8 protein-coding genes are annotated in these 13652 nt (G+C 73.8%); 3 read left to right on the top strand and 5 right to left on the bottom strand.

Annotation, left to right across the window (positions count from 1 at the left end; translation table 11 throughout):
• Positions 1-4 precede the first annotated feature (4 nt).
• From IEZ12_RS21940 to IEZ12_RS21930, 3 genes are all read right to left on the bottom strand, one after another.
• Positions 5-1672, bottom strand: coding sequence for an ATP-binding cassette domain-containing protein (locus IEZ12_RS21940; RefSeq protein ID WP_189273858.1), 1668 nt, complete (start codon positions 1670-1672; stop codon positions 5-7).
• Positions 1673-1943: 271 nt separating this feature from the next.
• The gene (locus IEZ12_RS21935; protein ID WP_189273856.1) at positions 1944-2702 is read right to left on the bottom strand and encodes an NUDIX hydrolase; all 759 of its coding nucleotides are present in this window, start codon (positions 2700-2702) and stop codon (positions 1944-1946) included.
• 146 nt (positions 2703-2848) lie between these two features.
• Complete coding sequence (locus IEZ12_RS21930) at positions 2849-5095, bottom strand: amylo-alpha-1,6-glucosidase (protein ID WP_229847759.1); 2247 nt, start codon at positions 5093-5095, stop codon at positions 2849-2851.
• A gap of 1206 nt (positions 5096-6301) precedes the next feature.
• On the opposite strand from IEZ12_RS21930, the gene IEZ12_RS21925 reads away from it, so the two are divergent.
• Positions 6302-7615: an alpha/beta fold hydrolase gene (locus IEZ12_RS21925; protein ID WP_189273852.1), complete on the top strand. Its 1314-nt coding sequence runs from the start codon at positions 6302-6304 to the stop codon at positions 7613-7615.
• Between the two features lie 37 nt (positions 7616-7652).
• On the opposite strand, the gene IEZ12_RS40135 is transcribed toward IEZ12_RS21925, so the two are convergent.
• Positions 7653-9155 (bottom strand): DUF4192 domain-containing protein, encoded by a 1503-nt coding sequence (locus tag IEZ12_RS40135; protein WP_189273849.1) that lies wholly within the window; start codon positions 9153-9155, stop codon positions 7653-7655.
• Positions 9156-9362: 207 nt separating this feature from the next.
• Between IEZ12_RS40135 and IEZ12_RS21915 the strand changes: the two genes are divergently transcribed.
• Both IEZ12_RS21915 and IEZ12_RS21910 read left to right on the top strand, forming a co-directional pair.
• On the top strand, positions 9363-11558 hold the full coding sequence (locus tag IEZ12_RS21915) for a RecQ family ATP-dependent DNA helicase (protein ID WP_189273846.1): 2196 nt from the start codon (positions 9363-9365) through the stop codon (positions 11556-11558).
• 304 nt (positions 11559-11862) lie between these two features.
• Positions 11863-12585: a hypothetical protein gene (locus IEZ12_RS21910; protein WP_189273844.1), complete on the top strand. Its 723-nt coding sequence runs from the start codon at positions 11863-11865 to the stop codon at positions 12583-12585.
• A gap of 194 nt (positions 12586-12779) precedes the next feature.
• Here the strand turns inward: IEZ12_RS21910 and IEZ12_RS21905 are convergent, their stop codons facing one another.
• Positions 12780-13301 carry a hypothetical protein gene (locus tag IEZ12_RS21905; protein ID WP_308431063.1) on the bottom strand — a complete coding sequence of 174 codons (522 nt, stop codon included), beginning with the start codon at positions 13299-13301 and terminating at the stop codon, positions 12780-12782.
• Between the last annotated feature and the right edge of the window lie 351 nt (positions 13302-13652).

The raw sequence follows: 13652 nt of genomic DNA, 5'->3' as shown, positions 1-13652 counted from the left end.
GGTCTCACTCACTCCCGTTCTCGTCGCCGACAGCGCGCCTGCGCACCGCACTCGCCCCGCTCTCGCCCGCCACCACCTGCATCCGCCCCACCGCCGGCCCGGCCTTCCCGGCCTGCCCCGCCGAACGCAACTCCGCGGCATGGACCGGCCGGAGACGCACATGCGACCGCCCCTGCTCCGGCACCGGCTCCGGCTGCGCCTGCTGCGGTCGCGGCTGCGGCTGCGGCTGCGCGGGCGTTCGTCCGGCGGTCCGCCCGGGAGCCGAGGCGTGACCAACTCCCGTGATCCGGGCGGGAGTCAGCAGCTCCGCGTCGGTCGGGTTGGCGGCCAGCTGCTCGGCATCGAGCACGATCGGCGTGGGCGCGACCGGCGTGGGCGCGGCGGGTGCGGCCGACTGCTCCGGGGGCATCCGGCGGAGTGGGGAGGAGCCCCGAGGCGTCCGGCGGATGAGGTCGACGGGGGCCTCGGCCGGAGCGGACGGGGCGGGCGGCGCGGGCGGGTCGGGGACGAGGGCGGCAGCAGCCCAGCGACCGGCCTGCAGGCCGCGATGGTCGAGGGTGCGGCGCTCGCCGGTCCGGCACTCGGCGTCGGGTGCGGCGGCCGGGCGGCCGACGGTGGCGGGCCTCGGGGTGTCGGAGTCCGGGACCGGGGCCGGGGCCGGGGCTGCCGCCGGTCCGAGGGCGGGAACAGGACCGGTTCCAGGGGCGGGGGCGATCCGGGGCCGCTCGCCGGTGTTCTGACGGACCGTCCGGATCACGACCTCTCCGGAGCGGCCCGAGCCGCTGGGCAGAGCGGCCGGGAACGAGATCGGGCGCTGCACCACCCGGTCGGCCAGCTCGTGCAGCAGGACGCCGTTGCGGTAGGCGAGTTCACCGACCTCGGTGCGGCCGATGCCGCTCACCGCGAGACCGGCTCCGCCCTCCCGCCGGACCTGTGCGCCCTGGGCGACCAGCAGGTCCGCGAGGCGGGCCATCTGCGGGCCGCGGACCAGGACTTCGGGGTGCAGCCGGGTGCGGCGGAACTCCACCACGGGCTGGTCGGCGGCCAGTCGACCGGCGTCCAGGGTGACCACCCGGTCGGCGAGCGCTGCGGCCTCCTCCGGGCTGCGGGTGGACATCAGCACGGTGCCGCCCGTCAGCGCGAAGGACCGCAGGTAGCCGTGCAACCACTCCTCGCTGCGCGGCGAAAGGCCCTCGGTCGGGGCGTCCAGGAGCAGCGTCGTGGGATCGCCGAGCAGGGCGGCAGCCAGGGCGAGCCGGCGGTGCATGCCGGGCGAGAAGGTGCCGATCCGGTGGTCGGCGACGGGGGCCAGACGGACCTGCTCCAACAGGTCGTCGGCCCGCCGCACCGGGACGCCGACCGCCCCCGCCAACATCCGAAGGTGCGCCCGGGCCCGCTGGCCGGGGTGCCCGGCCTCCGGCCTGCCGGACGGGACCAGCACGCCGATCTCCCGCTCCGGACGCCGGATCCGCCGGTAGGTGCGGCCGCCGAACAGGGCCAAACCGCGGCCGCGTTCGAGCTCCACCATCAGCCGGAAGGCAGTGGACTTGCCCGCCCCCTCGTCCCCCAGCAGCGTGGTGACCGTCCCCGGCCGGGCCTCGAAGGTCAGGTCCAGCACCGCCGGGGGGTGGCCCCTTCGGTACGTCTTGGTCAGTCCGGTGATTTGGATCATCGCCGCCCGCTCCCTCGCCCGCCGACAGACCGGGGTTCGTCCGCCAGGCCTGAGCCTGCACAGTAGGACGCGGAAGCGTTGAAACCAGGCATTCCGGATGCATCGTGGACGGTGTTAGCGCCTAGCTCACCCGAACAGGGGACAGTGATCTCACGCCACTGACGCCTCCCCCACGAGCCGTCGCCGTCCCGCCCGCACGGAACCGGCCCATCTCATCTCGCGAGCAACTCGTCCTCGGCGACGGCGGGTACGGCCCCGCCGAACTCGGGCGTCAGGCCTCGGGGCGGAGCATCGGCGGGTTGAGCACCGTCGCCCCGCCGGCGGTGAACAGCTGGGCGGGACGGCCGCCCTGACGGGTCGTCGTGCCGCCGGAGGGCAGCAGGAAGCCCGGGGTGCCGGTGACCTTGCGGTGGAAGTTCCGCGGGTCCAACACCACGCCCCAGACCGCCTCGTACACCCGGCGCAGCTCGCCGACGGTGAACTCCGGCGGGCAGAAGGCCGTCGCCAGCGAGGAGTACTCGATCTTCGACCTGGCCCGCTCCACGCCGTCCGCGAGGATCTGGCCGTGGTCGAACGCCAGCAGCTCGCCGTCGTTCCGGTCCACACCGAACAGCTCGCTGACCGGTGCCCACCGGGCACTGCTGGCGTCACCGCCCGCACGGGGCGAGGGCAGGTCCGGGGCGAGCACCAGGTACGCGACACTCACCACCCGCATCCGAGGGTCACGCTGCGGGTGGCCGTACGTGGCCAGCTGTTCCAGGTGCGCACCGAACGGATTCTGCCCGGCCAGCACTTGGCCCGGCGCGGACTGTGCCCGCAGCCCGGTCTCCTCCGCCAGCTCCCGGGACGCCGCCTCGGCCAGACCCTCGTCCGGCCGCACGAACCCACCGGGCAGCGCCCAGTAGCCCTTGAACGGCGCCTCGCCACGCTTCACCAGCAGAGCGCACAGCTCATGGTCGCGCACCGTCAGCACCACCAGGTCAACCGTGACTGCGAACGGGGGGAAGGCCGACGGGTCATAACGCGACATGCCGCCGATCTTAGTCGTCTCTTTGACGATAAACACAGACCACAGCCCTGCTCCCGTCTCCTCCGGCGTTCCTTCCCGTCCCCGTTCCCGCCCGCCGGAGCACCCACAGACCGCCCGTAGGCGGCCTGTAGACCGCCCGCAGATCGTCAGCTGGCGGCCAGTTGCAGGAACGACGGAGCCTCCTCCACCACTGCGACACCGATCCGGCTGACCCGGACCGAGAACGGCTCGCCGGCCACCCGCAGGCCGGTCAGTTCCAGTGCGCCCAGGGGTGCGGTGCTCGCCGGGCGGGTGGCCACCCGCCCGGACGGGACGTCGGGCCGGACACCGGCCAGCGAGAGCACCAGGTGGACGGCGGCGGCCGCCGACATGGCGGCCGGACGGCAGGCCGCCGGGTGCGGCACCGGTGGGCAGTCAGTGACCTTCTGCTCACCTGCGTACATCTCCGGCAGCCGGTAGTCGAAGTGCGCGGACGCCTCCAGCAGGCCTTCCAGGAGGATCTCGGCCTCCCGCTCGAAGCCCGCGTCCACCAGCCCGCTCACCGCGAGCGCGGTCTCCTGCACCCGCACCACGCCGCTGCGGTGGCCGAGCGGGTTGAACCGTGGGGACTTCGCGCTCAACGCCCGCAGGCCCCACCCGCAGTCGAGCTCGGGTGCCACCAGCCGCTGTGCGAGCAGCCTGGTCTGCTCCCGGTCGAGCAGGCCCTCGTGCAACTCGCCCTCGGCGGCCAGACCGACGTCGAACAGGTGCACCAGAGTGGAGGCGAGGGCCGGCACCGGCCGGTCCGACGCCAGCAGCGCGGCCGCCGGGCGGCCTCCTGACAGGTCGTCGATCCAGAACTGCGCGCGGAACCGTTCCCTCAACTCGGCCGCCCAGGCCCGCCACTCCGCCGCTCCGGGACGGTCGAACGCCTCCAGCAGGTCCGCACCCTGAAGCGCCGCACGGTGCGCCTGCGCCTGGACCTCGCACCTGGCCGGACCGGGCCGCGCGGCCCGCTCCTCCGCCGAACGGCCGAGGTCGGTGACGAACCCGACCGGTCCGTCCGGCTCCTCCGCCACCGCCGCGCGCAGCGCCCCGAGGGCGCGCTCCGCAGCCGGCAGCAGCTCGGCGACCTCGGCCCGGGGCAGTCCCCAACGCCAAGCCTCCGCCAGCACGGTGACGAACAGCAGGGTCGCCTCCGTGGCCGTGCAACTCGCCGGCAGCTCGGGACCGCCGTGCCGCAACGGCCCAGGGATCACGCCGTCCATCGCCTGCGCCGCCGTGCCGCTCTCCGCGCCGGGAGCGGACGAACTGCCCGCGCCCTGGGCCGAACCGGGCTGCGCTGCCGAAGCGCCGCCCGAGAGGCCGGACGAACCACCGGCTCCCGCCGGGCTCCCGACCTGGGGCGGGCCGACCGGCGGCGGACTTGACGCACCATCAGCACCGGCGCTGCCCTCGGCCGTCCGGGCGGCACCCGCCGACTGCTGGGGTGCGAGGTGCTGGCGGCGAGCCGTCGCGCGGAGCGTTCCGGCGGCGAGCCGGGTGCCGAGCGGCAGCGTCATCCGGGCCGCCCAGAGCGCATCCGCGGCGGTGAGGCCGAAACGCCATGGTGCGCCCGAGGCGGTGTAGAGATCGGTCGGACGGTCCGCGTCCGCCAGCAGCAGCCCGCCCAGTGTGTCCAGGGCACGGCCGACCAGGCGGGCAGCGCGACGGTCGTCTGCCCGGACCTCGGGCTCCGACCAGGGCAGCGGCACACCCGGGCCGCGCCCCGTCGGTGGACGGCCCGTCGACGGAGTCTCCAGCTCCACCTGCAGGTCCACGGACCAGCGGGCTCCGGGCTGAACCTCCAAGTCCCACCGGAGCACGCCCGCGCCGGCCAGCACCGCGTGCGGCGACGGGCGAGCGCTGACGGTGGCCGCGCGACCCTGCCCGGCCCAACGCAGGCCCGAGGACTGGACCTGGCCCGGCAGGTCGGCCGAACGTCGGCCCGCCGCGATGTCGGTGAGCTGGCCCAGGTCGGTGCCCAGGGCGATCTCCAGCGGGATCCGGGCCGGCCGGGCACCGGTGTTCCGAACCGTCACTGTCTCCGCACCGTCCGCGTGCCGCAGCCGTTCGACCGTCAGCGCCGGATCCGGGTCGAGGTCGCCCGGCACCCGGACCGAGCCGAGGAAGCGCGCCGCCGCCGCGGACGTCAAGGTGCCCTGGAGCGGAACCGGTTCCATGCCACCGAGCCGCAGTTCCATCCTGGCCAGAGTCCGCACTCCGTGCCGGAAGAAGCCGTGGAGGCTCTGGCCCCGCAGCTGCCCGTCCGGGCCGGACGCCGCCATTCCCGGGGCGTTGACGCACAGGATGTCGTGCGCCGCCGAGGGCTGCGGCCGAGGCACCACCGCCGGAGCCGCTTGACGGGCCGTCACCGGCGCGGCCGCACCGGCCACCTGCTCCGACCTAGCACCCGGCCCACCGGGCGACGCACCTAGCGGAGCTGACGGGAAGTCGGCGCGTGGCGCCGCCCCGCCCCGCCCCGGAGCCGGGGCCCCTGGGCCCGGCCTGGTCGGGGTGCCGTAGGGCGGCGTGGCAGTCCCGTAGGGCGGGGTCGGGGTGCCATACGGCGGAGTCGGGGTGCCGTGGGACGGAGCCGCCCCTGGCGCATACGGCGTGGGGGTGGTGAGGGTGCCGTACGGCGGGGTGGCCCCCGGTGCGTACGGCGTGGGCTCGGTGGGCGTGCCGTACGGAGGTGTGCTCAGCAGCACTCCCTGCGGCTGGGCAGCGGAGCCCGCAAGTGGTGTGCCGTACGCCGGGGTTCCGGGCCCATGGACGCCGGGGGCAGCGGCACCGGACACCACCGGGCCCGCGCCGGGCGTCCCAGGGGCGTAACCGGCGGGTGTCGGCGCACCGATGGGAGTGCCGTACGGGGGCGTGGCCTGACGGGGGTTCGATGGGCCGGCCGGGTGTGGGGGAACAGGGGGAGCCGATGCTCCGACGGGTGCCGGAGTGCCGCCCGGTGCGGGCGGGTTGGTGGGCGGCAGCGGGTGGGACGCTGCGTGGGGTGGCCTTGAATCGGTCACCAGGCTCTCCTCCCCTCGGCCGGCCGACGGCTGCGGGCCCGGCCGGCCGCGAGCGTGCTCGATCGCGGACTGTGCTGCTCTGCCGCCGGAACACGCGGCTCTGACCTGGGCAGGACCCGACTGCTGGTGCCCCGCCCCGGCCGGGGTGGTGTCCCGGCCCGGACGCCAAGGTCGCCCGTGGCCCGGTCGCGCCGGGTCGAGCGACACGTGACCGGTGCCCGACACGGTCGCCCTGGCCGCTACTGGCCCGGCGGTGCCGGGTCGAGTGGCGGCGTTCCGCAAGTTGAACGCAGCACACCTGTCCCAGGTCACGCCTGTCCGGCGGACCTCCGGTCGAATGCGGCCACGCACCGCCGTCCCTTCGGCGGTCTGCGGCCGACACCCGGGGTGCCCGCTGTGTCGTGGCGCCGTTCGGGGTTCTCCGCATGTGACGGACAGCCCCCGGCGGCTCCTGTCCGCCGTCAGGATACGGTGCGAGCACGACGACGGAACCACCGGTGACCTCGGTGATCTGCGCCGCAACCAGCCTGTGACCAGCTCACACCTAGGAGTTGCATGTCCTCCCTCAGCCGCATCCCCGGGATCGTCACCACGGACCATGTCTTCCGGGTGCCGCTGGACCACGGCACTCCGAGTGGCGAGGCGATCAAGGTCTACGCCCGCGAGGTGGTCGCAGCCGGACGCGAGCACGACGACCTTCCGTGGATGCTGTACCTGCAGGGCGGACCGGGCGGCAAGGCCAACCGGCCGCTCGGCCGGGACGGTTGGCTGGACCGGGCGCTCGACGACCACCGGGTGCTGCTGCTGGACCAGCGCGGTACCGGCCGTTCCACCCCCGCCAACCGGCAGACGCTGGCCCGGCGCGGCGACGCCCGCCGGCAGGCCGACTACCTGGCGCACTTCCGCGCCGACTCGATCGTCCGGGACGCCGAGCTGATCCGCCGCCAACTGCTGGGCGAGGACGGCCGGTGGAGCCTGCTGGGACAGAGCTTCGGCGGCTTCTGCACCCTCACCTACCTCTCGCTGGCCCCGGAGGGCCTGCGCGAGGCGTTCGTCACCGGTGGCCTCGCCGATCTCCGCCGCTCGGCGGACGAGGTCTACCGCGCGGCGTACCCTCGCGTCGCCCGCAAGAACGCCGGACACTACGCGCGATTCCCCCAGGACGTGGCGGCGGTACGGCGAATCGCGACGCACCTGATCGAGCAGCCCGCGACCCTTCCGGACGGCGGGGTGCTCACCGTCCAGGCCTTCCAGGCGCTGGGCATGATGCTGGGCAGCGGCACCGGTTCCTACGTCCTGCACTACCTGCTGGAGGAAGCCTGGGTGGAGGGGCCGGACGGGTCGGAACTCTCCGACACCTTCCTGGCGGGGGCGCAGACGCACCTGTCCTTCGCCCAGGGGCCGCTGTACGCCGTGCTGCACGAGTCGATCTACGGGCAGCGCTCGGTCGATTCCGGTGCCACCGACTGGTCGGCGGAGCGGGTGCGCAAGGAGTTTCCCGAGTTCGACGCCGCGGCGGCGCTGGCCGCGGACCGACCGGTGCTGCTCACCGGCGAGATGATCTACCCCTGGATGTTCGAGACCGACCCGTCGCTGCAGCCGCTGCGCGAGACGGCTCAGCTGCTGGCCGAGCGCACCGACTGGCCCGACCTGTACGACCCGCAGCGCCTGGCTACGAACCAGGTACCGGTGTACGCGGCGGTGTACCACGACGACATGTACGTGGACACGGCGCATTCGCTGGAGACCGCGGACGCGGTGGCCGGTGTGCGGACGTGGATCACCAACGAGTGGGAGCACGACGGGGTGCGGGTGAGCGGCCGCCGGGTGCTGGACCGTCTGATGCGAATGGCGCGGGGCGAGATCTAGCCGCTCGCCGCGCGGGCGGGGGATGAACGTACGCATATCAGCCTCCGAGGAACTGCTGGTGTCGGGGTGCTCTGCTGCGGGGCCTGGGGATTCGTGGCGGTGCGGCCCCGAGCGCGCGCCGTCGGTGCTCACCGCCCGGTCGGCCGGCAGCGGCTGACGCTTCGCCAGGCGCGGAGGTCGGCTGACCGCCGTCTGGGCTGCCGTCCTCGCCGGGCTCGGAATTGCCCGGCCCGGGCTCGGAGCACTCCCGGCCCGGCCCGGGTTCGCCCAGCCCCGCCTCGGCGGCTCGCACCGGCTCGGTGCCGTCCCGGGGTGTGGGCCCGGGCCGGACAGCGGGGGCTCCTGAGGGGCCGCCGGGCCGTTCGGCTCCTGTCCGCCCGCCGGGCGGCGGGAGTTCGGGGGCCGGCGGGAGCCCCGCTCCGCGCAACCGGGTGGTGCGTTCGCTCCGGACCACCCGGAGCAGGGCCTCCGGGGCGATTCCGGAGTTCAACGATTCGTAGAGCAGCTGGGCCAGGGTGTAACCGGGATCCAGTTCCAGTGCTCTGGCCAGCACGACCCTTGCCGTGGCGGGGTCGCCGGCCAGCCAGGACGTCCAGGCCAACAACGTCATCGGCGGGGCGGCCAGGTGCTCGAACGGGTCGACGCAGCGTTGGATGAGATAGCGCCACAGCTTCTGGGCGGTGGCGAGTTCGTGCGGTTCGGCGTATTCGGCGGCGCGATCACGGCCCAGTTTGTCCTGCAGGCCGATCAGGAGACGGGCCGTGCGCTTGGTGTCGAGCTCCCGGGCGCCGTTGCGGAACTCGGCCATCGCGCTGGCCAGCAGCTCGTCCGTGCGCTCGACCGCCGCATGGCGGCCGTCGGGGCCGGCCAGCTCACGGATGAACGGCGGCCCGGCGTCCTCCAAGGCGCGACGCTGCACCTCGCGGAGCGGCGGGCCCACCGGTGCCAGGCCGGCCACGATTGCCTTGCGGCTGCCCCGTGGGGCCAGGCCCGCGAAGGTGGCCGCGACGGCGAGCGGGCTGGGCTGGTGGGCGGCGCGGACCGGAGTGCCGTCCGGCGGACAGCAGTCGACTCCGGTGCACAGGAAGGACCACCAGCGGCTCGCGGAGACGCACAGCGCCTCCTTGACGATCACCTGCTCGTTCTGGAAGGCCTGAGTGAGTGCGGCCGCCAGCGGGCGGAGCTCCGCCAGTACGGCCTGAGCGCCCTCGGGCGCGGGTGTGCCGTCGGCGGGATCCCGGCACAGATAGAGCAGGACTTGGACGGGGCGGCGGTCGCGCTGTTCGGACAGCTCGACCAGTAGCCGGGCGGATTCCTCGGCGGTGCGCTCCCAGGACTCCGGATCGGCCGGAATGTCGATCCGGATCACCCCGCCTTGGTCGAGCGCGGGGCCCTGCAGGCCCACCGCGACGATGCTGTCGTCGGGGAAGAAGCCCAGCAGGTAGGGGAGCATCTCCGCCATGTCGGCGGGGCCGCGCAGCCGGACCGGGAGGTGGCCGGGGAGCGGGGAGTGCTTGGTGGTGCGGTCGTCTGCGGTCATGGCGGAAAGCCTGGACCCGATTCCGCCACGACTACGGATATTTCGTCTGGCCTGTGGATAAACCGGGGGGTTCAGCATCAGCTCCCCCGAATGGCGGACAATTTCGGCCCGAACAGTGCGATCCGGAGGCATATCACCGGATCAAAGCCAGGTTGTCCACAGCCTGGCATTCGCGGTCCGTCCGTGGAGCACGGTATCCATGACCTCATGCAGACGCGCGAACTCCACCCGACCACTCCAGCCGACCGCGACGCCGTCCGGGCCGCCGCGGAAGCGGTGCTGCACGACCTCGCCGGGCCCGCCGCGAGGCTGCGCGAGGACCAGTGGAAGGCGATCGAGGCCCTGGTGGTGGACAGTCGCCGCGCCTTGGTGGTGCAGCGCACCGGCTGGGGCAAGTCCGCCGTCTACTTCATCGCCACGGCGCTGCTCCGCGCGCGCGGCGCCGGCCCGACGGTGATCGTCTCGCCCCTGTTGGCGCTGATGCGCAACCAGGTCGAATCGGCCGCCCGGGCGGGCATCCACGCCCGGACGATCAACTCGGCCAACCCGGAGGAGTGGGAGGAGATCCAGCAGGAGGTCGCCGACAGCCGCGTCGATGTCCTGCTGGTCAGCCCGGAGCGGCTCAACAACCCCGACTTCCGCGACCACGTGCTGCCCAAACTGGCCGCCTCCACCGGCCTGCTGGTGGTGGACGAGGCGCACTGCATCTCCGACTGGGGCCACGACTTCCGGCCCGACTACCGACGGCTGCGCACCATGCTCGCCGAGCTCTCCCCCGGCGTCCCGGTGCTGGCGACCACGGCGACCGCGAACGCCCGGGTCACCGCGGACGTCGCGGAGCAGCTCGGCACCGGCGTCGGCAACGCGCAGGCCCTGGTGCTGCGCGGCCCGCTGGACCGGGAGAGCCTCAGCCTCTCGGTGCTGTCGCTGCCCGACCCGGCGCAGCGCCTGGCCTGGCTGGCCGACCACCTGGCCGATCTCCCCGGCTCCGGCATCATCTACACCCTGACGGTCGCCGCCGCCGAGGAAATCACCGAGTTCCTGCGCGAGCGCGGCTATCCGGTCGCCTCCTACTCCGGCCGGACCGAGGACGCCGAACGCCGCGAGGCCGAGGCCGCCCTGCTGGGCAACCGGGTCAAGGCCTTGGTCGCCACCTCCGCGCTCGGCATGGGCTTCGACAAGCCGGATCTCGGCTTCGTGGTCCACCTCGGCTCGCCGAGCTCCCCGATCGCCTACTACCAGCAGGTTGGCCGTGCCGGCCGTGGCGTCGACCGCGCCGAGGTGCTGCTGCTCCCGGGCCGGGAGGACGAGGCGATCTGGCGGTACTTCGCCTCGGTCGGCTTCCCCGCCGAGGAGCAGGTCCGTCGCACTCTGACCGCACTGGCCGAGGCCGGCCGCCCGCTCTCCACGGCGGCGCTGGAGACCTCGGTCGACCTCCGCCGCACCCGGCTGGAGACCATGCTCAAGGTGCTCGACGTGGACGGCGCGGTCCGCCGGGTGCGCGGCGGCTGGGAGTCCACCGGCCAGCCATGGCGGTACGACGCCGAGCGGTACGCCAAGGTCGCCCGGGCCCGCGAGGCCGAGCAGCAGGCGATGCGGGAGTACGTCGCGACCGAGGGCTGCCGGATGGAGTTCCTGCGCCGCCAGCTCGACGACCCGGAGGCGGCCCCGTGCGGCCGTTGCGACCGGTGCACCCATGCCCGGCACTCGACCGAGGTGTCGGCCGAAGCCACCGGCGCGGCCCGCGCCGCCCTCGGCCGCCCCGGAGTCTCCTTCGAGACCAGGCGGATGTGGCCGACCGGCATGGAGTCCCTCGGCATCCCGCTGAGGGGACGCATCCCTGCCACTCAGCAGGCAGAGCCGGGGCGCGCGTTGGGCCGGCTCTCCGACATCGGCTGGGGCAGCCGGCTGCGCACCCTCCTCGACGAACGCTCCCCGGACGGCCCGCTGCCGCGCGAGGTGCTGGACGCCGTGGTCGGCGTGGTGGCGGACTGGGCACGCGGCCCGGGCGGCTGGGCCGGCCCGGCCGGTCCGGACGGCACCCGGTTGGAGCGCCCGGTCGGCGTGGTCGCCCTCGAGTCCTCCACCCGCCCGCAGTTGCTGTCCGACCTCGCCGGCGGCCTCGCCTCGATCGGCCGGATGCCGCTGCTCGGCCGGGTCCAGTACGCCACCGGGGAGCCCCCGCACGGGCCGCGCAGCAACAGCGCCCAGCGACTGCGCTCGGTCGCCGGAGCTCTCGTGCTCGCCCCAGGGCTGGCCGACGCGCTGGCCGCGGCTCCCGGCCCGGTCCTCCTGGTCGACGACCTGGTGGATTCGGGCTGGACGCTGACGGTCGCGGCCCACCTGCTCCGCCAGGCCGGTGCCACCGCAGTGCTCCCCCTCGTCCTGGCCGTCCGGGGGTGAGGGCGATTCGGCCGAGCTCAGTGCCAGGCGCGGCGCACAGGCAGGCTTGGACGCCAGGTCCCGTTCACTGGACGTTTTCTGCTCGTACACGCCACGTCCACTGCAAGGTCAGCCGGATGGCTCCACCTCAAGGTCGGGACATATCCGGCAGTTAGGCGGGTTCCGGGCGGCGTTTGTCATTTCATCATTGCCGCTCGGCCGCTCTCGCCCGAGAATTGGAAGGTATCCAGCGCCCGGTCCGTCGGACCCGGCCTTCGGCGTACGCCCGCACACCTTCGGGAACGCGGGCACGGGAAGGAGGATCGTGATCAACGGCATCGACCGAGGTCCTTCCCACTACGACGGCCGCCGGACCATCACGTTGCAGGAGTGGGAGCGCCTCGGCGTACCCCTCCTTCGCACACCGCGAGAGTTCGTCACCGAACTTCACCAGCGACACCTCCCGCAACCGGGCACCACCGTGGTCGCGGTGCTCGACCCCGAGCACCGGGTGGTGGCTTCCGCTTCCTTCGGCGTCCGTCCGCAGTTCAGCGACGGCTGGGACCACCGCAACGCCCTGCTCGGCCACCTCCGCCGGGTCACCCCGCACGACCTGAAGCGCATATCCCCGAGTCGCACCGCCGTCCTGCTGCGCTGCCGGGAGGGCGGGCCGGACTGGACCGAACAGGACGGGGCCTGGATGTGGGCCCTGCGCGCCGCCGCCGAACTGCACGGGCTGCGCTGCGGCTCCTACCTGACGCTGACTCCCGCCGGTTGGCGGTCCCTCGGCGACGGCCGACGCGGGCGCAACCCGCACTCCGGGTCGTGGGCACTCGGCCCGGTCCACACCGTCACCGAACTGCCGCCGCGGGTCACGTCCGACACGGAGTCCGAGTCCGAACGATCCGCATCGTCACTCGCGGCGATACCGTCAGCGCCATCAGCACCGTCGGAGCCGCCGGTCGCCCCGGTCACGTCGCTGGAGGCGATCCGCGCCCTGGAGACCGCCCGCGACAACCGGGCGATCCGCCGAACCGCCGCCCGCTGAGCAGTCGTTCGTCCACAGCGACCACTCACCGAACCGGACGGCCACGCCTCCAGGCCTCCAGGCCCGCAGCACGAACACCCCAACGCTCTGTAGGCGCCAAGGCAATTGCGACGCCGCGGCACGACGGCATCAGGACACGGCTACGCCCCGGCCCCGCCCGTAGGCGGAGCCGGATCGGTACGACGGACGGGCGGTCAGGCGAACAGCGGGGCGACGGTGTCCGTCTCGCCGCAGACCACCAGCAGCTTCGCGGCCCGCTCCAGCGCCTTGCGCGCCGCAGCGGTCACCCGCCCTGTGTGGTTCTCGTTGACCACCAGCACCACCACGTCCCGGCGCAGCGTCCGGGTGGTGGCGGCGTCGGCGTAGAACACGTCGCCGCCGTCGGCGAGTTGAGCCCAGTAGCTCTCCTCGCCGAAGCTCAGCTCGTGTTCCTGCCAAGGGTGCGCGGCACCGACCGTCAGGACCAGCACGTCGCCGGGGCGGCGGCCGGACTCCAGCAGCGCGTCGACCGCTTCGTCGGCACGGTCCAGTGCCTCGGCCGCGGCGACGGACAGGAGTTGGACGGTCGGCCGGCCCGGGCGCGACGCGGGGCCGGGCTTGGGTCGGGGTGCGGGCCGCTGACCGGGAATCGGGCGGTCCGCACGGGGCGGCGTGGGGCGCGGCGGACCGGGGCGAGGGCCCGGGACCGGAGCGGCGACGGCGGTGGAGGAAGGCATACGGGGGGCAGGTGCGTCCGACTTGTGGGGAAGGGGAACGCCGGGGCCCGGGATCGTCTCGTGAATCTCCGGCTCCTCGGGGAAGACAGGCATACCCGGATTCCTATCAAATGCCGGTCGGATGCGCACGGGCACCCCACCACTTGGAAGTCTGGCCGTCCGCACGCGGGCACACGACAACGTTCGAGTGACGGGTGGATGAATGTTGACGAACCGTCAGAAACTGCAGAGACGACTACTCCCATGACCCCCAGGAGGCCCGTGGGAGCCTCCCAAAAATCACGGCGAACCCTCGGATTGTTCGACCGCGCGAGGGCGCGTTAAGCCGCCGGAGCGCACGGCGCGCAGAGA

The organism is Kitasatospora griseola (assembly GCF_014648555.1).
GTDB lineage: Bacteria > Actinomycetota > Actinomycetes > Streptomycetales > Streptomycetaceae > Kitasatospora > Kitasatospora griseola.
Note: the sequence above shows the minus strand (reverse complement) of the source record. Positions and strands in the feature narration are given on the sequence as shown.